The organism is Desulfoglaeba alkanexedens ALDC, from assembly GCF_005377625.1.
GTDB classification, from domain to species: Bacteria; Desulfobacterota; Syntrophobacteria; order Syntrophobacterales; family DSM-9756; genus Desulfoglaeba; species Desulfoglaeba alkanexedens.
Map to the genome: position 1 here is coordinate 1,894,927 of NZ_CP040098.1, position 18,010 is coordinate 1,912,936.

Genomic DNA, 18,010 nt, shown 5'->3' on the forward strand with positions numbered 1-18,010 from the left:
CTGATGCATCACCCGACGGGGTTATCCTTTCGAGCTGGATGCGGTGTCGTGATGTGCTGGAATCGTCTTCTTGGCTGGCTGTTGCTCATTAATGTGCTGCTGGTGCCGGCGCTGACCACGCCGCTGGCAAGGGCCGCTACCAGGGTGGTGACCGACCTGCAGGGCCGGGCGGTGCCGGTGCCGGTGCCGGCGAAACGCATCGTCGCTCTGCGTGGGGCCCTGGGGCTTATATGCTATCTCGATCTCGCCGACCGGGTGGTGGGGGTAGAGGATCACGAAACCCGGGAGACGGAATGGGTCGGTGCGGCGGGTCGTTCCTACCGCATGGCCAACCCACGGCTCGGCCGTCTGCCGGTTGTCGGCAGCCGCAACCGTCCGGACGCGGAGCGGCTCATGGCGGCGGCCCCCGAGGTCATCTTCGCCGCCGGCGGTGATCTCCGCTTCGCCGACAACCTCCAGAGGCAAACCGGCATTCCGGTGCTTTTCGTCGACAACGGCGACCTTGCCGAGCAGCGCAAAGCGTTCTTTGCTTCCCTGCGGTTGATGGGTATGATCTGCGGCGCCGAGGCCCGGGCGGCGGCGGTCATCGACCGGGTGACGGCGGCGGTTGCCGACCTGCGGCGGCGTACCGCCGATATCCCCGCTGCCAACCGCCCGAGCACCTACATCGGCGGGATGAACTTCCGCGTCGCCCATGGCCTGCTGGGTACCAGCCGGCGCTATCCGCCCTTCATCCTGCTCGGGGCGGACAACGTCGCCGACCGGGTAAGCGTCGACCGGGGCATGGTGAAGGGGCGCTTCAGCATCGATCTGGAAACCCTGCTGGCGCTGGATCCGGAGATTATCTTCGTTTGCGAGGGCGGCCTGGAGCTGGTGCGCCGGGATCTTTGCAACCCCGCCATGGGGGAGCTTCGGGCGGTACGGGAGGGTAAGCTGTACGGCGTTTTGCCGCACTACTACGCCGCCAGCCCCGACACCGTGCTGGCGGAAACCTACTTCATGGGTAAAGTCCTTTATCCCGAACGGTTCGCCGATATCGACACTGCCACTCTCGCCGACGATCTCTACCGCTTCTTCGTCGGCCGGCCGCTGTACGCCGAGATGACGCAAATCTTCGGTGGCTTCAAGCGTCTGGAGACGGGTCCGTGATGACCGCCCCGGCCGACATCGAGCGGTACCGCCGCCGGCGCCGCCGGCGCCAGCTCTGGCTTACCGGCGCGGCGCTGCTTCTTGCCTGCACGGCGCTGGTAGCCATGACCACCGGCGCGATTTCCGTTTCCCCGCATGATTTTTTCGGCCTGTTCAGGGAGGCGCCGGCGGGGCTGGCGGCGCGGGTCATCTGGTACGTGCGGCTGCCCCGGCTGGTCGGGGCCATCCTTGGCGGTGCCGGTTTCGCCGTCGCCGGGATGGTGCTGCAGGCCATTTTACGCAATCCCCTGGCCTCGCCCTCGACCCTGGGGATCTCCCAGGGCGCGGCCTTCGGCGCGGCGCTGGGCATCATGCTGCTGAGTCTCAACGATGCCACCGCCGGTAGCCAGGGGGCGCAGCTCAGCCGCTGTCCAGCGCTGGTGAGCCTGCTCGCCTTCGGCTGTTCCCTGGCGACCACGGCCTGCATCGTCGGCCTCGCGGCGCTGCGCCGCGCAGGCCGCGAGGCCATCGTCCTTGCCGGGGTCGCCCTCGGCGCATTCTTCATGGCCGGTACCACCGTCATCCAGTATTTCGCCGACGAGACCCAGCTGGCCGCCATCGTCCGGTGGAGCTTCGGCGATGTCGGCCGGGCGACGTGGCCGGAGCTGCGGGTCATCGCCGTGGTGGTTGCCGCCGGCACCGGCTATTTCTTCTTTCAGTCCCTGTGGTTCAACGCCCTGCTGGCCGGCGGCGAGGTTGCCCGCAGCCTCGGAGTGGCGGTCTCCCGGCTGCGCCTCTGCGGAATGGTGGTCGCCGCCATGATGACCGCCGTCATCGTCACCTTCTTTGGCGTGATCAGCTTCATCGGTCTGGTGGCGCCGCACATGGCCCGCCTGCTGGTGGGCGAGGACGCCCGAACACTGCTGCCGCTGACGGCGCTCATCGGCGCCGTGCTGCTGCTGGGCGCCGACCTTCTCGGGCGGCTGATTCTTGCCCCGGTGGTGCTGCCGGCCGGGGTGGTGACCGCTTTCATGGGGACGCCGGTATTTCTGTTGCTGCTCTTTGGGGGGCGTGGTTCGTGGAGGTAAGGGTTGCCGACCTGAGTTTTGCCTACGGACGTCGGGAGGTGCTGAACGGTTTTGCCTGCCACCTGCAGCCGGGAAAGCTGACCGCCATCCTCGGCGTCAACGGGGCGGGGAAATCGACCCTGCTCAAGATCATCGCCCGGCTCGAACGGCCCCGGGCCGGCACCGTCATGCTGGCTGCCGACGATCTTGCCGGGCTGTCGCCGCGCCGCCTCGCCCGGCGGCTGGGTTACGTCGCCCAGCACCACGTCGTGCCCCGCCTGACGGTGTTCGAATACCTGCTCATCGGCCGCACGCCCTACCGCCGGCAACGGTACCACGCCGCGGACGAGGAGATCGTCGCCGCGGTTTTGGCCGACATGGGGCTTACGGCATTCGCCGACCGCTGGCTCGGGGAGCTGAGCGGCGGCGAGCTGCAGCAGGTGGTCATTGCCCGCGCCCTGGTGCAGCGGCCCCGGGTGCTGCTGCTGGACGAGCCCACCGGCAACCTCGATCTGAAGAACCAGGTGGCGGTGCTGGCGGCGGTGCGGGAGCGGGCCCGGCGGGACGCGCTGACCGTAGCCTTCAGCATTCACGATGTCAACCTGGCGGTGCGTTTCGCCGACCGGTTCCTGCTCCTGCGTGACGGCCGGGTGCTGGCCGCCGGCGGTTCCGAGGTGCTGGCGCCGGAAACCTTGAGCCGGGTCTACGACGTGCCGCTCACGGTGTACCGCATCGATGGCCGGCTGCTCGTGCTGCCGGCCTGACGGAAATGGGCGGGCAATGAAAGATGAACGCGGCGGCTGAACGCAAGGGAACGCCGATGAATCGCTAGCCGGATAACGCTTGCGGATCAAGGGAAGGAAGTGGAAAACTTCCGCCGCCCGGCGACTGTAACCGGGAGGAAAACAGCGGTTGCCCCCTGTGTAAGGATGGTTGTCGCATGATCTGAATCCATCTATAATCCAGTACTTCGGGGGCGATGGTTGATGACCGTGCGGCCGGAGAACTAACGGCACACGACGTCGGGCGGTACCGGGGCGGGTGCTCGGAATCCAAACACATCGAAGGCGCCCTCCGGGGGAGTGTGTCTCACGGGCCCCCGGAAAAGTCGCTGAAGCCGATCGATTCACGTGTCAGTTGGCGGCGCAGCCCCGGCAGAGCCGCCGGCCGTCGACGGACACCAGCTTGGAGACCATGGTGGGCTCTCCACAGCGTTCACAAGGCTCCGAAGACTCGATCCTCGCCTTGTCCGGCACTTCCGTTTCCACCGCCCGCACACTGAAAAGAGCCTCGAGCGGCGCTTCGAGCACATCACAGCTCCGCTTGAAATGGAGTGAGTTGAACCGCTCCCTTTCCTCCTCAGTGGCTTCGCCTCGGATGAGCTTCTGGAGCAGAGCCATGTGCTCCGAATCGGGCGCAAACGCTCCCGGCTTCAGGCTGACCCTCACGCCTTTTCCGGAATCGCGGCTCATGAGAGTGAGCGCCATCTTGCCGTAATCCTTGAAGACAAAATTTCCCTTCCCAAAGGTGCAGCCTGTGAGCACCTGAACGGCGTCCGCGGCACAGGCGTCCGTTTCCACGATGGCGACGAGCTCTTCGTCTTCGGCCCGATTTGCCTTGAGCCAGTCCATGGCGGCGTGCGCCGCTCGATAGCCCAGTGAAAGCCCTGGACACACGTGCCCGTGAAACCGAACACATCCCCTGAAGTCTTCCCGTTCCATGATTTCCTGTGCGGCCATGATGTTCCTCCTCGTTCCTCCAAACCCCGAAGTCCTCAGTTGTCAAAGAGTACCACGCCGCCCAGCGGACCGTAGATCTCTTTCATCAGCGCGTAAACCGGTTTCCCGACCAGGAACGAATAGATTTCGTCGGCCTTGGTTTCCGGATCCATACCGGCGAAGGCATCGGGATAGAGCGCTTTTCCGATGGCATAGGCGTCCGTAAGGGCCGTCCCCAGGTTGGTGCTGTAAGAGTTGTACGGATGCAGCAAGTACACGCGGCGGGACCGGAAGGCTCGAAGCGCCTCATACACCTTGGGTCGCTTGGCGTAGTCCTCCAGGATTAGCGCCTTGCCGCCGCCGTCGATGAAGATCACATCCGGGTCCAGGGTGAGCAACATTTCCTTGTCCAAAAAAACGTGGCTCCCCAAGTGCGCGGGGATGTCTTCGGCCACATTGTGCGCCTTCGCCCATTCCAGCGGAAGATAATCCCTTTCCGTGCTCTCGATGCCGTGGGCGCCCCGGTGGCCGATTCCGCCGACGTAAACCCGCACCGGTTTCGAGCCCCTCCCCTTCAGAGCCCTCCGTTCGACCTCCAGCTTCCATGATTCGATTCCAGCGATGACCGCCTCAGCACGGCCCTCGCAGCCCAGGACCCGTCCTGCGATCCGAAGCGCGTGAAAGACTTCCGTATCGAATGTCCCCAGTTCGCCGTAGCTCAGCACAACCACCGGAATCCCAAGGCTCCGCTGCACCTCGTCGGCAAGCGGCGCCTCCATGTACGTGACAAAGATCACCTGGGGACGGACGCGCAGAAGGCTTTCCATGTCCGGTTTCTTGTTGATGGCGGCCGGACCGCCGGGGCCCACGGACGGAAGCGCAGCCAGCTCCGGGTGAGCCAACCGATACGGACGGCCTGCAGGGTCACGCTTTTCCAGCGATTCGACGCCGCAAACCCTTTCGACGGCCCCCAGATAAACGATCAGTCGAAGGGACCCCGGGCCGAGGCAGACGATCCGCGACGGCTCGCGGCCCACTTCCACCGATCGACCCGCCTGATCCCGCACGGTGACGGTCGCGGCCCATCCGGGTACCGTCATGAGACACACAACCCAGGCAATGCCCAAGCAGCCGATAAGTCGGGTCAAGAGTTGCTCCAAACGGCTCGTCCCCTTTGTTCGCTCCCACGCGCCTCCGGTGGAACCCCGTGAAAGGCGCCCTCTCCGTCTTTCGATCCAACGGGATCGCCCATTGGAACCACCACCCGGTGCCCACCAGCCTCCACTAAGAGCACCTCCACGCCGTAGACTTCCCGGACCATCTCCGCCGTTACGGCTTCCGCGCGAATCAAGGCGTGCACCCGGCGATCCTTGAGAAAGAGAAGTTTATCGGCAAACCGCAGCGCGAGATTCAAATCGTGGAGGCAGATCGCCGCGGCAAGGTTTCCATCTTTCACCGCCGCTCGGACGAGCCCCATGACTTCCAGCTGGTTCTTGAGATCCAAGCTGCTCGTGGGTTCGTCCAGAAGGAGCACCTTGGGCTCCTGCACCAGCGCCCGCGCGATCACCACCTTCTGGGCTTCCCCGCCGGAGAGCTCCGAAACCGGCCGAAGAGCCAGATCCTCCAGGCCCATCTGTCGGATCGCCGTTTCAACCCGTCGATAGTCTGCGGGCTCAGGCGACCATCGGATGTGAGGCTTTCGACCCAGGAGCACCGCTTCGAACACCGTGAGGCGGGTTTCTCGAGACCGTTGAGGCACGTGGGCCACGTGCCGGGCGATTTCGCGCTGAGGCATTGCCAGAAGATTTCGTCCGTCCAGCAGCACCACACCCAACTGAGGCCGCAGAATCCCGTTGAGGCACCGAAGGAGGGTGGACTTTCCTGCCCCGTTTACGCCCATCACCGCCAGCACCGCCCCGGATCGGAGCGTCAGAGCCACCTCGGTCAGCACGGACCGGCCGTTGTAACTGAAATGAAGATCCGTCGCCGAAAGGATCATCGTGTTCCCCGAATGAGCAGGCCCAGGAAGAGGGGGGCCCCAAGAAAGGACGTGATGACACCCACCGGAAGGGCGCCTGAGCCCATGACAGCCCGTCCCAGCGTGTCCGCTGCGAGAAGGAGGAGCGAACCCAGGACACCGGAGGCGGGGACCAGAAAACGGTGATCCGGGCCCACCAGCCGCCGGGCCATGTGGGGAGCGATAAGACCCACGAAGGCGATCACACCGTGGAAGGCGGTCGCGAGAGCCGAAACGAGCGCCGCCGCGAGCAGTCCTTCAAAGCGCAGGCGTTCCACCGGAACTCCCAGCCCTCTCGCCGTCTCCTCACCCGCCTCCAACGCGTTCAGGTCCCAGCGGCGTCGCGCGAGGTGGACGGCTGCCAGGCAAGCCACAAGCGTCAACAGGCCTATTTCCCGCCATCCGGAACGGCCAACGTCCCCAAAGCTCCACACCACCGCCTGGGCCAGCCGCGTCTCGTCGGAAAGATATTGGACAAGAATCGTACCGGCCCCGAAGAGCGACGATAGGGCCACCCCCGCCAGAATGACCGCCTCTGGCGAAAGCCTTCGCAAACGCCCCAGGCTCAAGATGATCAGCGTGGCACCCATGGCGCCGCAAAAGGCGAAAAGCGATACCGAAAGCACGCGCCCTTCAAACAGGATGATGGCGCACGCCGCACCGAAGGCCGCCCCTTGACTGATGCCCAAGGTCGACGGAGACCCGAGCGGGTTCCGAAGCAGCGCCTGAAGACTCAGCCCAGCCAGTCCCAGCCCCCCGCCTACGACCAGCGCCGCCGCGATGCGGGGCATACGGATCTGCCAGACGACGATCCCGGCCGGTCCCTCCGCCGGTTTTCCCACGAGTGACCACCAGACGCTCGCTAGGTCCAGGTGATACGCTCCATGGGTTACCGCCAGCAGCGCGGTGCCGATCGTGACAACCAGAAGGATCGCCAAAAGCCAGGTCCTCTTCCTGGCCAGCCGCAAATAGGAGCGGGTCACCCCTTCAGAGCGCCAACCGACCGCCGAGCCGTCCGAATCTTCACGCAACGAGAGGATCCCCCCGGTAGGCCCTTCAGGCATCTTCTTCAAAGAAGATCTTATGGTTCACCAGGTTCATGGATTTGATCCGCCCGCGAACCGTCTTCCGGTCTCCAAAAATACCAACCAACCGCCAAGTCCTTTCGTCTTCCGGTTCAATGACATCGACGGACTCCATCAGAAGTTCCTCCCGACCTTCCTTGAGCAGGTACGCGTTGGCTTCACACATCTTCCAAAACCTCCTTGAGCTTTTCCTGAACAAGGGCTTGCACCAGGTGAGGCAGCGGTTCCTTGCCCACCCCCACGATCACGACCCGTTCTTGCGTGAGCGGCAACAGGATCTTGGGTGACGGGCAGGACATGACCGCCTCCGCCACCCGCGGCGTCACTTCTCCGAGCATCGCGTTGGCCCACGTGATCGCGACGGGGCCGATGACGCAGTCGGCCTGACGGACAGTCCAACAGATGGCGCTTTCACCGGTGGCTCCCCGGTTGGCACCGGCCCGCATCATCTGTGACGTGGCGATGGCATTCGTTCCCAAGGCCAAAACCTCCAGCGATTCCCCGTAGGCCTCCTTGATGTACTTGATGAGGGTCGCCCCGATACCGCCCCCTTGGCCGTCGATAACGCAGATCCGCTTGAGTCCCACCCGTTTTCGTCCTCGCTTTCCGCTGAACCATCCCGGCTCCCGGCGTTCGAAGCCGTCCCCTCGCCACTCGCCCGGTTTGCCCAACCGCCGTCTTCCCAAAAAGAAAAACCACGAAAGCCGAGCCCCTTTTGAGCCCCGGCCTTCGTGGCCGCCTTCAACAGACTGATCTTGCGTCTTCACAGAAACGGCACCTTCATGATGCCGTCTATTAGGTTCTACTAGTAACGTATCGCCGTCGCCTTTGTCAACCGCCCGCAACAACCCAGGACGATTTTATTCTGCAAAAAAACACAAATACAACTCACAATTTCAGAAATTGAGGCATAACGGGTGTGCTCCTCCTATCCTGAACCGCTGAGAACTCTGCTTCATGATCAGCGCCATCCAGCCATCTCTCTCTGCATCTCTCCAGTATCGAGCCAGTCCGCCGCGAAGGCTTTTCGGAGGAGCGTCGGTGGCACGAATTCATCGTATTTTTGTAGTTGTGGAGCCTCCGGTTCACCCACCAGATCTCCCCCTCTAATCTCCTCACTGCGCATTGAGATAATCCGTTGGCGCAGCTCTTCGACGGCATGCTTCCTGATCCGGACTGTTAGAAAATAGGGTGAGATGCCGCCTGTGCTCACAATGCTCAGATCTTCCTTTGCGGTATGGCGGATCCATCGCTCCAACGCGCGATAGGCATCGGAGGAGAGCATCGCCCTCATCGACTCCACCGCCACTGGACCGATAGCAAGATCCCCTGCCATATCCTCAGCTGCCTGGTGGCTCTGACCTATCTCAGGCTCATCGAGCTAGAGCTCCACCGAGCTGGATTGCCCATATCCGCGCTGACAGTCATGGATCAGATGCGAAGGCTCCACTCCTGTCTTTGGTGGACCGCCCCCAAGCGTAGGGCGGATCGCATCATCGAAGGCCCAACCGAACTCCAGGGGCAGATCCTCGGCGCATTCGGCTGCAAGACAACCGGTGGGGTCTTACAAAAACCCTAAGATCAACTCATTGATTTGACTCCTATTGTCCCACCTTGGACGCTGAGAAGCCTGAAACTTCTGCCAGAGGCTCATTTGCCTGAGCGAGCTTTCTACAGTATTTCGGATTGCGGATTTAAAAAAAAGCAAATTCGGATGCTTATTGGAACTTCCGATAAAAATGACGTTATGTATCAATATTTCCTATTTGCCACATCCGATATATCTATAATATCCACCTAGTGTTTTAGTAGCGTTCTAAAGTGGAGATCTTAAGCAAAAATAGTTGACGAAGGTCAAAAAAATCCCCTCCTCCCTTGACGGGATAGGGTTGGGGTGAGGGTGATAAAACTAATGAGATGGGAATACGTATCCTGAATGACGGATCAAGTTCAGCATGACGAGAGAACTTTGGACTCTCAAGTTTGTAATAAAGTCGTACCAATAATATCTAGGTTAAGTTGACTCAGGGAATCAAAGTAACATTGTTCTATCCCCTTATTTTATAATCAGCGCAGGCTATTACTACTGAAAGGAGGAGGAGTGAACATGAAAAGAATTTTCGGTTTTTTTGTGGCTGGGTTACTTTTGCCATCCATAGCCATGGCAGTTGAAATATACAAAAAAGACGACATGTCGTTAAACGTAGGTTGGTGGGGGCAGGTTTGGTTTCAAAATATATCGGATATGAATATGGATAATGATGACGAGAAGTACGATGATAACCTAAACGATTTCCTCATCCGCCGTAGTTATTTTTACTTAGATGGTACCATTACGCCTGAACTGAGTTTCTTTGTTCATTTTGCCAGTGACAAGTTGGGGATGGACGAGATCACCAATGATTCAGATAAAGGCCTGGGATCGGGTATTGCCGTGCGGGATGCCTGGTTCAATTATAAGATCCTTGGCGATGATCTTATGGTCCAGGTCGGCCGGATGTATATCCCCTTTACACGCAATTACGGGACCACTTCCACCAAAGCGATGTTGACGCTTGACCTTGACTGGGGCCAAGGTGGGTCGCACAGCGGTATATTTTATCCCAGTAATATCGGTCGCGATGATTCTATCACACTGTGGGGTAATGTTCTGGAGGATAAGTTACAGTATCGATTGATGATAGGAGATGGGGAAGATAACAATACAAAAAATCCCGACGATAATGTGCGTTTTGCTGGGCGTCTTAGCTACAGTTTCTTCGATCCTGAAACAAAGTGGTTCAATTCTGAGACCTATCTGGGAACCAAGCGAATCCTTGCCATAGGTGCGGGCTTTGATTTTGAACATGACATGGTGATCGCCGGGAAAAAGGATGATTATACAGCCTGGACTGTTGATTTTACTTACGATCAACCGATGGCACAGGGAAATAGCCTGACCTTGGTCCTTTCTTACATCAATATTTCGCACGTTCCCAATGCCATCACATGGACCCAATTGGGCGCGGGAGATGATGGCGATATCATTTCCGCTAAGATAGGGTACTATTTTGGGGATAAACTCGCGTTAGGCAACCTTCAGCCGTATACTCAGGTGCAAAATATTCATTCAGATGAAAGCGGCGACGATGATACGATGATTTACGGATTTGGGCTAAACTATTATCTAAAAGGCGTGGCAAACAAAATCAGCTTGGAGGCCTCTTTTATGGATCAGGATGAGGAAGTTCCAGATTCTGCAATTAGGGACAATACAACAATCACCCTTCAGTTTGCGCTTGGATTTTGAGTGGAAGTAGTCCTTCAAAATTGGAAGCATTGGGGGTGACCGCCTCTTACAGCCGCCCGCACGTGAGTGACGACAATCCCTATTCGGAGGTCCTGTTCAGGACAGTCAAATACCGGCCGGACTATCCGTACCGCGGGTTTGAGAGCCTCGAAGAGGCCCGGCGTTGGGTACTGAATTTGTGCGTTGGTACAACCATGATCACCAGCACAGCGCTATCCGTTTTGTCACTCCTTGCCAGCGGCACGACGGAGAAGACCACGACATTTTGGCCGGTCGGCGGCGCGTGTACGAAGAGGCCGAGGCCCGCCATCCAGAACGCTGAAGTGGCAACATCCGCAACTGGGAGCCCGTTCCTGAAGTTTGGCTCAACCCACCGGCTGATGCCAATAGACAGCGAACATCGGCCAGGGCGGCATGACTTCGTTCCCTCTGTGCCAATGTAGGTGAGACACGGACCCCTTGGTAAATTAGTGTATGGCGGACTCTTGACCTTGATGCCCTGGAGTTCATCCGGCGCTACCTTCAGCATGTGCTGCCGACCGGCTTCATGAAAATCCGATATTACGGTTTCCTGGGCTCGGTCTCGACTGTGACTTTGGACGATGTCCGGGCGGCGATTGAACGTTCTCTGGATACTTTTGTTGCGCCACGACCGGAAAGCAGGGCCGTGGAGGCTCACTATCCTTATTGTCCGCATTGTCGGGGCCGACTGGTGTTCGCCTACAAACTTGCCGTAGGCGAGAGTTGGAATCCGGGGTAAAGAAACTTAACCGCCTGCTATCCTGAGAAAAAGCGGCCGCATCGCAGCCCGCTTTCGGACCGTCTCTTTAGCCGCCTTCGCCGGCGGACAGGACGACTGTTGCTTTTTTTCTCAATTTACCGTCGGAAACACAAAATCACGACCATGGACGACAATGAAAACCACTCCGGCAACTGACTTTTTTCAAAGAGCAGCTTTACCAAACCCCAAACCACCGGATTTCAGCCCATCCGCCACTGAACTTTAGCGGCACCTTTCCAGCCCCAGCCAATCATTAGCCTATAATAAGATCGGGCTTATTGAACAATGGATTGAGTCCGACCCGCTAGCCATCCCTACGCCTTGAAGCTTAGCGGTTTTGGGTCGGCTCAATCCTTATTGGTTATGCCGCGCCGTCGCCACGTCCAATCCTATCCCAAGCTTCGCGAAACTCGTCGGTTTCGTAGGAGTTGGGCTGAAGCCAGAACGAAACCCTGCCATCCTTCTCGCCGCGATGCGCAAGTCTTTTCACTTCGTGGGGTGTGAGGATGAATGCTGTCGGTTCCGAGCTGAGTTTGTTGATGATCACCCAGAAGTCGCCCATTAGATTTTCTATTGACGCACCGAGGGGTACTGGTGCCTGCTTACTGAGCGATTTGACTTGAATGCCAAGATATCGCTTTCCATCGCGACTGTACGCGACGATATCGATGCCCCGAGCGTTGCGCGCGGTCGGCATAGCGTTCCACCCAAGCAGTGAGAGATGGTAACAAGTGAAATAGAGACCTGCGTTGCCGACAATTTGGCTGTCAAGCTTCATGTGCACCTCGAAGCGGCATAACGCCCAAGCTCACCTGCCGCTATGGAGCGCAGCAGAATAGCGGTCAGGTGCAGGGCCTTGCTAGGCACCAAACCTCATGTTTCAAATTCACTCCGAGGCAGCCCGGACTGACGGATAATGGATCGAAGCGTTCCAATTTTGATTTAATCATGGTCTGGGACAGGAACCGTTATTGTGCTTTGGGGAAGGTTTTTCTGCATGACGATGTGGCTACCGCGGCGACGGATTTCTATGAAGCCATGCGTTGCCAAAATCGAGCATACCTCTCTGCCAGATAGAACTCGCAGCTTACCCAACCACCACCTCAAATTGTGTCACAAAAACCTCGTCATGAAGTCGCTGCTTTATCTCCTCGGGTGATGCACTTTCGAAAAATAGTTCCAATGCTTCGCGAAGATTGTCCCTGGCCTGCTCCACACTATTCCCTTGGCTTGCGATATCTAATTCCGGGCATAATGATACGTATCCATCACCTTCGCGTTCAATAATTGCTGTAAATTTCATTGATGACATCTTATCTCCCTAAAACTACTCATCATATAAAGGAATGTTAAAGGGCATCCAAAAACCCCGAAGACCGCATGGCAAAATTATAGTGCGTGGATTTAACGGCTGTCAACAAGCTCTGTGGTCCATATGACGGCCTGGGCCATCGGGGCTGCGAACGCCCCGTAAGCGTTTCGGTTGAAGAGCCATTGAAGGCGGCGCGTCGGGGCCGGCCTGGGCGGCGTTCGGGCCCGCATTGCCAAGCGGCGGCGGTTGGGCTACATTGGACACGAGTGAGGGTCTGCGGGTTATTCAAGCGTTTGCGTCCCATCCGTGAGACCAGCGGGATGTTCCCCTTGGTACTCCGGCGTCTTCCCGACCGGCGAAGCGACAGGGGGAAGCCCATTCCTTTTCGATGCGGGGAGGCAGCATGGCCGGACACGAAGCGTTGCCAAAGGACCTGGAAAAGCAGCTCAAGGAGGTCTTCAAGCGGCTTTCGTACACGGTTTCCATCTACCTTTTCACCGACCGCCGGCAGCCGCGGGAAATCGCCGAAGCCGCCCGGAATCTCGTCAAGATCTTTCAGGGGCTTTCGGAAAAGATCGCGTTCGAAGAACACGACCTGAACGACGACCTGGCCAAGGAATGGCACGTGTACCGAGCGCCGCGGCGGCCATCACCATCTTCGAGGATCTTTCGCGACCCTACTGGAAGGAGGAAGCGAAAAAGGAATACATGGTCTGAGGCCGCCGGTGCGGTGTGCGGACAGGCCGCGCCGGCCCGGAACGATCGGGTACGGGCAGCGGGATGCCAGGGGGAGAAGTGTCACTCTTCTTCGTTGTCAGCGTCCCACCATTCCGTGCAGGCTTCTTCGATGGCGCGCTTCAGTTCGGCGTCGACCTGGTCCTTGAGGCTCCAGGCCAACGCCGCCCATTCCTCCATGACCCGTTCCGCTTCGTCGCCCCGGTCGGACTCCTCCAGTTCATCGGCCAGGTCGATCAAAGCGCTCAGCGCTTTCCTCACCGGCACTTCACCCCCGCTTGTGGCCACGGGAACGCCCGAGCGCACGTATTCCCAGGCCAGCCGGCCGGTTTCGGGATCCCATCGCCATCGTAAGAGCTTTTTCTTCGCCATGCCGGACTCCCGTTCCGTAAGTGATCACAGGGTACGCTTTTTGCGGTCCCAGTCACAAGAGGGCTGGACCGTTCGTTTATTTTCTGCTCTCTTGAATGAAGGGATCGAACCCCATGTCATCCTAAACCAAGCAGAGATCAGGCTAGTCAAAATTCGGTTATCACAGACGGTCCATTTTGGGGTGTCACTTCTTCCCTTGGCAGAGAACCTATTTTTGGTCATTCTCGCATGGTCGGCTGTCCGTCGATAATTTCGATGGGAAACCCTTTTGACATCGATTTTATCGATTTGACAACCGCCGTCTTTCCCGTTTAAGGGACCTACTGATTCGACAAGCGTCTTCTGCAGTAACCAAGGCAGGTCATCCATCATGTTTATTTGGCGCTTCGGGTTTACCTGAATCTCCAGCCATTGCCGTCCGGGTCGGCAGGCATGGGCAGGGAACCGGTGCGCCGCCGCAAAGTATTTTTTCTGATTTTTCCAAGGCACTCCGGAGACGTTGACCCACGGCATGCCGCCGGCATGAGCCAGCGTTGCACGGCGCTGTGGCTTGCGCCGCCGTGGCGGGCATCAAGCCCGGAGGCCAGCCAAAGGAGAGCCTCATGAATACAGCTGTTCGCATACCTGCCAACCGATCCATCCTTTGAAAGTCCTGATGAGAAAGGCTCATCGGATAGGAACTATCGTTTTGTATTCGGTCAGGGTTGGCGGGTAGTTGAACTCGTTTGGAGCCTTGGGAGGGTTTCCCCTTGTTCCCAAGCTGGAGCTTGGGAACAAGGGGGAATTTCCAGGGAATTTTAAGATCTCACAATGAACACTCTATTCTGGGGAGCTGTAGTTAGGTCAGCAATTTCGTGAAGGAGGAGAGGATGGGAAAGAACTGGTTCGCCACCCGGTGGGGGATCATCGGCGTGGGGGCGACGATCGGCGTGCTGGCCGCCTTGCTCCAGAAACTGGGCAATCCGGGCAACATGGGGATCTGCGTGGCCTGCTTCGAGCGCGACATCGCCGGGGCTCTGGGTCTGCACCGAGCAGCGGTGGTCCAGTACATCCGGCCGGAGATCATCGGGTTTGTGCTCGGGTCCCTCGTCGCTGCGTATCTTTTCAAGGAATACCGGCCGCGGCTGGGCTCGGCGCCCGTGGTGCGGTTCATCCTGGGCGTATTCGCCATGATCGGCGCCCTGGTGTTTCTCGGCTGCCCCTGGCGGGCCATGCTGCGCCTGGCCGGCGGTGACGGAAACGCCATACTGGGCCTGGCCGGACTGGCCTTCGGCATCTGGATCGGCACCCTGTTTCTCAAGAGCGGCTACAACCTGGGCCGCAGCCAGAAGACCTACGCTTCGGCGGGATGGCTGCTGCCCCTGACCATGGTCGGTTTTCTCGTCCTGATGCTTATCTACCCCCAGGTACCCGACCAAGCGCAGAGCGGAGTGTTGTTCTATAGCCAGAAAGGCCCTGGAGCGATGCACGCCCCGCTGCCGGTGTCGCTGAGCCTCGGTCTGCTCATCGGCTTTCTCGCCCAGCGCAGCCGTTTCTGCACCATGGGCGCTCTGCGCGACCTGATCCTCTTCGGCCAGACCCATCTGTTCGGCGGGTTTATCACTCTGGTCATCTTCGCCTTCATCACCAATCTCATCCTCGGCCAGTTCAAACCGGGATTCGTCGGCCAGCCGGTCGCCCATACCCTCCATGTCTGGAACTTCGCCGGCATGATGCTTGCCGGTTTGGCCTTCGCCCTGGCCGGCGGCTGCCCTGGGCGCCAGCTCTTCCTGGCCGGCGAGGGCGACGGGGATTCAGCCCTCTTTGTCTTCGGCATGATCGTCGGCGCCGGCATCGCACACAACTTCGGTCTGGCCAGCTCTCCCGAGGGCCTGGGCCCCCACGGGGTGGCCGCTGTGGTCGTCGGTATGGCGGTGTGTCTGTTCATCGGTTTTACTATGCGTCAAACAGTCAAATAAGGAGATCAAAAATGGCGGTGACAGTCGATGCCCGGGGGCTTTCCTGCCCGCAGCCGGTGCTCATGACCCTCAGCGAGATCAAGAGCGGCACGGACAACGAGATCGTCGTGCTGGTGGATACCGATACCTCCAAGGAGAACGTGATCCGCGCGGCGGTGAGCCAGGGGTGCACGATACAGAACATTGCGCCCGACGGCGAAGGCTACAAGATCACGCTGGCGAGGAAGTGAAATGGGACTGTTATCTTTTCTGAAAAACGGCATCCGGGGCGGCCGGGGGCAGGCCGCCGAGGGGTCCAAGGCCGACCGCGGAATCCTGATCTTCGAGAACACCAGCGATGTGATCCGGGCCGAGAACCGCCTCAAGGCGGCCGGTTGGCCGGTGAGGGTGATGGGACCGCCGCCGGAGATCCAGCGCGGCTGCGACCTGGTCATCGAGTTCCCCCTCATCCAGCGGCTGGAGATCATGCGCCTGCTCGAGGAGGCCCAGGCGGTGCCGCTGGAAATGGTGCCGGTGACCGGTCCCCTGCTGACGCCGGTGGACTTGTTTCAGACCGTCGACTACGGCGACTGGCTGATGGTGCGGGCCGCCAACATGAAGATCTGCATCGAAAAGAGCACTCGGACCATTGTGAACATCTCCGGCGGGGGGTGCCCGGACGTGCCCTACCTGGCCCAGGAGATGGTGGGAAAGTCCCTGACCGAAGCGCCCCGGCCCCGGGAAATCGGCCACACCCTCTGCGGCTACGCCCTGGAATTGGCCTACGAGGAGATTTGCCGCCAATGCTCTGCATCGTAGGCACCGTTCCGGATGCCGAGTTTCCCCTGGTCACTGGGCCGCTGCGAATGGAAAACGACCGGCTGGTCATAGGCGGGCGGACCGTGGCGATCCAGCGGGGCACTCCGGCCCTGGCGGGCGCTGTGGTGGCGGTCGCCCGGGTCCTGCCTCTGCCGCCGGTTCAGGCTTGGCTGGTGGGCGACATCGGCCGGGGCGACGGCAGTCGGCGGCTGTACGCCCACCTGGAGGTCGAGCTGCCCCGTCACCCCTGGACGGTGGTTGTTTTTCACTACCTCCAGCCGGATGTGGACTGGCACAACCGGGTCCTCTTCGCCGTGGAGAAGATGCACCCCAGGCCGGTGCTCATCGCGGACGCCGGCTTCATGTACGCCGCCAAGATGAGCGGCCAGGCCCGGGAATACGACCTGTTCACCCCGGACGCGGGCGAGCTGGCTTTTCTGGCCGACGAGGATGCGCCCCATCCGTTTTACACCCGTGGGTTCATTTTGCACCAGGAAGACCGGGTGCCCGAGCTCATCCATAGGGCTTATCAGAATGCCAACGCGGCCCGCTGGCTTCTGGTCAAGGGACGCACGGATTACCTGGCTTGCGCCGAAGGGGTCCAGGCCACCGTGGATGCACCGGCCAGTCCGGCCATGGAGGCCATGGGCGGCACCGGTGACACACTCACCGGATTGGCGGCGGCTTTGACGGCCAGCGGAATGCCCGTCGAGAGGGCCGCCGTCATGGCCGCCCGGGTGAACCGCCTGGCCGGCCACCTGGCCGATCCGACTCCGGCCACTCAGATCGCAGCCATAGTGCGCCAGATTCCTGTGGCCCTGAAGCAAGTGATCGACACCCCCGGCGAACTCAAATGAACCACATCTGTCGATCGACACTTAAATTTACGCAATAAGAAGCTGTCTGAGAATACCCTTTAGCCTTCTGGGGATGCAGTGTCCGTTTTTTCGCGTAGCGCGGTTCGCAAACGGCAGTATGATAGGGGCGCAGCGTCGCTGCGCCCCGGCTTGTCAGCGATCAGGATCAGCGCGGCATTGCCGGTTTTACGGGTCGCGGGCAAGCCCGCTCCTACCGATAACGAAACACCGGGCCGATCCCCTGTAGGAGCCGGCTTGCCGACGATCCGCGTCGCGGCTCGCGGCCAAGGCCGTTCCTAACCGTCGGATTCACGTGAAGTCTCGAAGGGGAGCCTTCCCGGCGGGTGCGGGGAAGGCCGGAGACCGGACAGGCTGTACTCCGGGTATGCGGAGTCTGAGCGCCTGTTCCAGTTCCGAGCCGGCGGTGAGTTCCCGGCCGACGACGGTCCGGATCTCCTTCATGGCGGCCGGACCCAGGCTGGCCTTGATTTCCGGGCAGAAGTAATTCACGCAGAAAGGATCGCGGGCGAGCAGGGTGCATCCCCGGGGCCCCAGGAAGATGCATTGGCCGGCGTATAGGCGGGTACGGGGAAGCGGTGCGCCCAGCAGCCTGTTGGCGAGAAGCTGGACGAGGTCGTAGGTGTCTTCGATTTCCTGAAAGCAGCAGCCTCCGGGCACCTTGGCGGCGCACGCCGAACAGAAGGCACCGATGCGGTTCCGAGCGAAAATCCGGGCGGTTTCCTCCAGGGCTTCGCGATAAGCGCTCAACAATACCCGCACCCGTTCGTCCGCGATGAATGAAGCCCCGCGGCGCGTGAAGAGTCCTTCGGCGGCTTCGATGCGATCCTCGATGGTCATTTCCCAAGCCTTCTCAGCATTTCTGAAGAAAACCA

19 protein-coding genes and 3 pseudogenes are annotated in these 18,010 nt (G+C 60.0%); 10 read left to right on the forward strand and 12 right to left on the reverse strand.

Translation table 11 applies throughout. The annotated features are described in order from the left end of the window. The first annotated feature begins 51 nt into the window (after positions 1 to 51). Genes FDQ92_RS08570 through FDQ92_RS08580 form a run of 3 tightly spaced genes read left to right on the forward strand, consistent with a single transcriptional unit; the run spans position 52 to position 2,959 of the window. The gene (locus FDQ92_RS08570) at positions 52 to 1,149 is read left to right on the forward strand and encodes an ABC transporter substrate-binding protein (protein ID WP_246041942.1); all 1,098 of its coding nucleotides are present in this window, start codon (positions 52 to 54) and stop codon (positions 1,147 to 1,149) included. Beyond that, positions 1,149 to 2,216, forward strand: a complete 1,068-nt coding sequence (locus FDQ92_RS08575) for a FecCD family ABC transporter permease (protein WP_246041944.1) — start codon at positions 1,149 to 1,151, stop codon at positions 2,214 to 2,216. Before FDQ92_RS08570 ends, FDQ92_RS08575 begins: the two co-directional genes overlap by 1 nt. Next, positions 2,207 to 2,959 carry an ABC transporter ATP-binding protein gene (locus FDQ92_RS08580; protein WP_170180263.1) on the forward strand — a complete coding sequence of 251 codons (753 nt, stop codon included), beginning with the start codon at positions 2,207 to 2,209 and terminating at the stop codon, positions 2,957 to 2,959. Before FDQ92_RS08575 ends, FDQ92_RS08580 begins: the two co-directional genes overlap by 10 nt. A 369-nt stretch (positions 2,960 to 3,328) precedes the next feature. Here FDQ92_RS08580 and FDQ92_RS08585 read toward each other — a convergent pair whose 3' ends face one another. The 7 genes from FDQ92_RS08585 to FDQ92_RS08615 all read right to left on the reverse strand — a co-directional run bounded on the left by FDQ92_RS08585 (position 3,329) and on the right by FDQ92_RS08615 (position 8,351). Beyond that, on the reverse strand, positions 3,329 to 3,934 hold the full coding sequence (locus tag FDQ92_RS08585; protein WP_137424190.1) for an FmdE family protein: 606 nt from the start codon (positions 3,932 to 3,934) through the stop codon (positions 3,329 to 3,331). Between the two features lie 35 nt (positions 3,935 to 3,969). After that, positions 3,970 to 5,013 carry an iron ABC transporter substrate-binding protein gene (locus FDQ92_RS08590; protein WP_137424192.1) on the reverse strand — a complete coding sequence of 348 codons (1,044 nt, stop codon included), beginning with the start codon at positions 5,011 to 5,013 and terminating at the stop codon, positions 3,970 to 3,972. 44 nt (positions 5,014 to 5,057) lie between these two features. After that, positions 5,058 to 5,912, reverse strand: coding sequence for an ABC transporter ATP-binding protein (locus FDQ92_RS08595; protein WP_137424194.1), 855 nt, complete (start codon positions 5,910 to 5,912; stop codon positions 5,058 to 5,060). Continuing rightward, the gene (locus FDQ92_RS08600; protein WP_211341224.1) at positions 5,909 to 6,961 is read right to left on the reverse strand and encodes a FecCD family ABC transporter permease; all 1,053 of its coding nucleotides are present in this window, start codon (positions 6,959 to 6,961) and stop codon (positions 5,909 to 5,911) included. Before FDQ92_RS08600 ends, FDQ92_RS08595 begins: the two co-directional genes overlap by 4 nt. A 25-nt stretch (positions 6,962 to 6,986) precedes the next feature. Further along, a complete protein-coding gene (locus FDQ92_RS08605) occupies positions 6,987 to 7,181 on the reverse strand; it encodes a CooT family nickel-binding protein (protein WP_137424198.1) in 195 nt (64 codons plus the stop codon). Continuing rightward, positions 7,174 to 7,782 carry a DUF3842 family protein gene (locus tag FDQ92_RS08610; protein ID WP_246041640.1) on the reverse strand — a complete coding sequence of 203 codons (609 nt, stop codon included), beginning with the start codon at positions 7,780 to 7,782 and terminating at the stop codon, positions 7,174 to 7,176. Before FDQ92_RS08610 ends, FDQ92_RS08605 begins: the two co-directional genes overlap by 8 nt. Before the next feature lie 194 nt (positions 7,783 to 7,976). Next, positions 7,977 to 8,351, reverse strand: a complete 375-nt coding sequence (locus FDQ92_RS08615) for a hypothetical protein (protein WP_137424200.1) — start codon at positions 8,349 to 8,351, stop codon at positions 7,977 to 7,979. Between the two features lie 771 nt (positions 8,352 to 9,122). On the opposite strand from FDQ92_RS08615, the gene FDQ92_RS08620 reads away from it, so the two are divergent. The 3 genes and pseudogenes from FDQ92_RS08620 to FDQ92_RS16490 form a co-directional block, all read left to right on the forward strand. Next, complete coding sequence (locus FDQ92_RS08620) at positions 9,123 to 10,304, forward strand: porin (RefSeq protein ID WP_137424201.1); 1,182 nt, start codon at positions 9,123 to 9,125, stop codon at positions 10,302 to 10,304. Between the two features lie 20 nt (positions 10,305 to 10,324). Further along, positions 10,325 to 10,623, forward strand: a pseudogene (locus FDQ92_RS15700) (integrase core domain-containing protein); the annotation flags it as partial. A gap of 171 nt (positions 10,624 to 10,794) precedes the next feature. Next, positions 10,795 to 10,882, forward strand: a pseudogene (locus FDQ92_RS16490) (transposase); the annotation flags it as partial. Between the two features lie 564 nt (positions 10,883 to 11,446). On the opposite strand, the gene FDQ92_RS08630 reads toward FDQ92_RS16490, so the two are convergent. The 4 genes and pseudogenes from FDQ92_RS08630 to FDQ92_RS08645 form a co-directional block, all read right to left on the reverse strand. Next, positions 11,447 to 11,863, reverse strand: a complete 417-nt coding sequence (locus tag FDQ92_RS08630; protein ID WP_137424203.1) for a hypothetical protein — start codon at positions 11,861 to 11,863, stop codon at positions 11,447 to 11,449. Positions 11,864 to 11,958: 95 nt separating this feature from the next. After that, positions 11,959 to 12,180: pseudogene (locus FDQ92_RS16255) on the reverse strand (type II toxin-antitoxin system HicA family toxin). Then, the gene (locus FDQ92_RS08640; protein WP_425457273.1) at positions 12,173 to 12,388 is read right to left on the reverse strand and encodes a type II toxin-antitoxin system HicB family antitoxin; all 216 of its coding nucleotides are present in this window, start codon (positions 12,386 to 12,388) and stop codon (positions 12,173 to 12,175) included. The pseudogene FDQ92_RS16255 and the gene FDQ92_RS08640 overlap by 8 nt, the downstream one beginning before the upstream one ends. An 807-nt stretch (positions 12,389 to 13,195) precedes the next feature. Then, a complete protein-coding gene (locus tag FDQ92_RS08645; protein ID WP_137424207.1) occupies positions 13,196 to 13,504 on the reverse strand; it encodes a hypothetical protein in 309 nt (102 codons plus the stop codon). Positions 13,505 to 14,373: 869 nt separating this feature from the next. Between FDQ92_RS08645 and yedE the strand changes: the two genes are divergently transcribed. The 4 genes from yedE to FDQ92_RS08665 are packed head-to-tail and all read left to right on the forward strand — an operon-like array spanning position 14,374 to position 17,117. After that, positions 14,374 to 15,462 carry a YedE family putative selenium transporter gene (gene yedE / locus FDQ92_RS08650; protein WP_137424209.1) on the forward strand — a complete coding sequence of 363 codons (1,089 nt, stop codon included), beginning with the start codon at positions 14,374 to 14,376 and terminating at the stop codon, positions 15,460 to 15,462. Between the two features lie 11 nt (positions 15,463 to 15,473). Further along, positions 15,474 to 15,692, forward strand: a complete 219-nt coding sequence (locus tag FDQ92_RS08655; protein WP_137424211.1) for a sulfurtransferase TusA family protein — start codon at positions 15,474 to 15,476, stop codon at positions 15,690 to 15,692. A gap of 1 nt (position 15,693) precedes the next feature. After that, a complete protein-coding gene (locus FDQ92_RS08660; RefSeq protein WP_137424213.1) occupies positions 15,694 to 16,260 on the forward strand; it encodes a putative Se/S carrier protein in 567 nt (188 codons plus the stop codon). Then, complete coding sequence (locus FDQ92_RS08665) at positions 16,245 to 17,117, forward strand: NAD(P)H-hydrate dehydratase (RefSeq protein ID WP_137424215.1); 873 nt, start codon at positions 16,245 to 16,247, stop codon at positions 17,115 to 17,117. Before FDQ92_RS08660 ends, FDQ92_RS08665 begins: the two co-directional genes overlap by 16 nt. Before the next feature lie 309 nt (positions 17,118 to 17,426). Here the strand turns inward: FDQ92_RS08665 and FDQ92_RS08670 are convergent, their stop codons facing one another. Next, the gene (locus FDQ92_RS08670) at positions 17,427 to 17,975 is read right to left on the reverse strand and encodes a hypothetical protein (RefSeq protein WP_137424217.1); all 549 of its coding nucleotides are present in this window, start codon (positions 17,973 to 17,975) and stop codon (positions 17,427 to 17,429) included. Positions 17,976 to 18,010: the final 35 nt, after the last annotated feature.

Bases quoted from the DNA above. Each gene is read 5' to 3' on its own strand.
- FDQ92_RS08570 (WP_246041942.1), top strand. From the start codon at position 52: ATGTGCTGGAATCGTCTTCTTGGCTGGCTGTTGCTCATTAATGTGCTG.
- FDQ92_RS08575 (WP_246041944.1), top strand. From the start codon at position 1,149: ATGACCGCCCCGGCCGACATCGAGCGGTACCGCCGCCGGCGCCGCCGG.
- FDQ92_RS08585 (WP_137424190.1), bottom strand. From the start codon at position 3,934: ATGGCCGCACAGGAAATCATGGAACGGGAAGACTTCAGGGGATGTGTT.
- FDQ92_RS08590 (WP_137424192.1), bottom strand. From the start codon at position 5,013: ATGACGGTACCCGGATGGGCCGCGACCGTCACCGTGCGGGATCAGGCG.
- FDQ92_RS08595 (WP_137424194.1), bottom strand. From the start codon at position 5,912: ATGATCCTTTCGGCGACGGATCTTCATTTCAGTTACAACGGCCGGTCC.
- FDQ92_RS08605 (WP_137424198.1), bottom strand. From the start codon at position 7,181: ATGTGTGAAGCCAACGCGTACCTGCTCAAGGAAGGTCGGGAGGAACTT.
- FDQ92_RS08615 (WP_137424200.1), bottom strand. From the start codon at position 8,351: ATGGCAGGGGATCTTGCTATCGGTCCAGTGGCGGTGGAGTCGATGAGG.
- FDQ92_RS08620 (WP_137424201.1), top strand. From the start codon at position 9,123: ATGAAAAGAATTTTCGGTTTTTTTGTGGCTGGGTTACTTTTGCCATCC.
- FDQ92_RS08630 (WP_137424203.1), bottom strand. From the start codon at position 11,863: ATGAAGCTTGACAGCCAAATTGTCGGCAACGCAGGTCTCTATTTCACT.
- FDQ92_RS08640 (WP_425457273.1), bottom strand. From the start codon at position 12,388: ATGAAATTTACAGCAATTATTGAACGCGAAGGTGATGGATACGTATCA.
- FDQ92_RS08645 (WP_137424207.1), bottom strand. From the start codon at position 13,504: ATGGCGAAGAAAAAGCTCTTACGATGGCGATGGGATCCCGAAACCGGC.
- yedE (WP_137424209.1), top strand. From the start codon at position 14,374: ATGGGAAAGAACTGGTTCGCCACCCGGTGGGGGATCATCGGCGTGGGG.
- FDQ92_RS08655 (WP_137424211.1), top strand. From the start codon at position 15,474: ATGGCGGTGACAGTCGATGCCCGGGGGCTTTCCTGCCCGCAGCCGGTG.
- FDQ92_RS08660 (WP_137424213.1), top strand. From the start codon at position 15,694: ATGGGACTGTTATCTTTTCTGAAAAACGGCATCCGGGGCGGCCGGGGG.
- FDQ92_RS08665 (WP_137424215.1), top strand. From the start codon at position 16,245: ATGCTCTGCATCGTAGGCACCGTTCCGGATGCCGAGTTTCCCCTGGTC.
- FDQ92_RS08670 (WP_137424217.1), bottom strand. From the start codon at position 17,975: ATGACCATCGAGGATCGCATCGAAGCCGCCGAAGGACTCTTCACGCGC.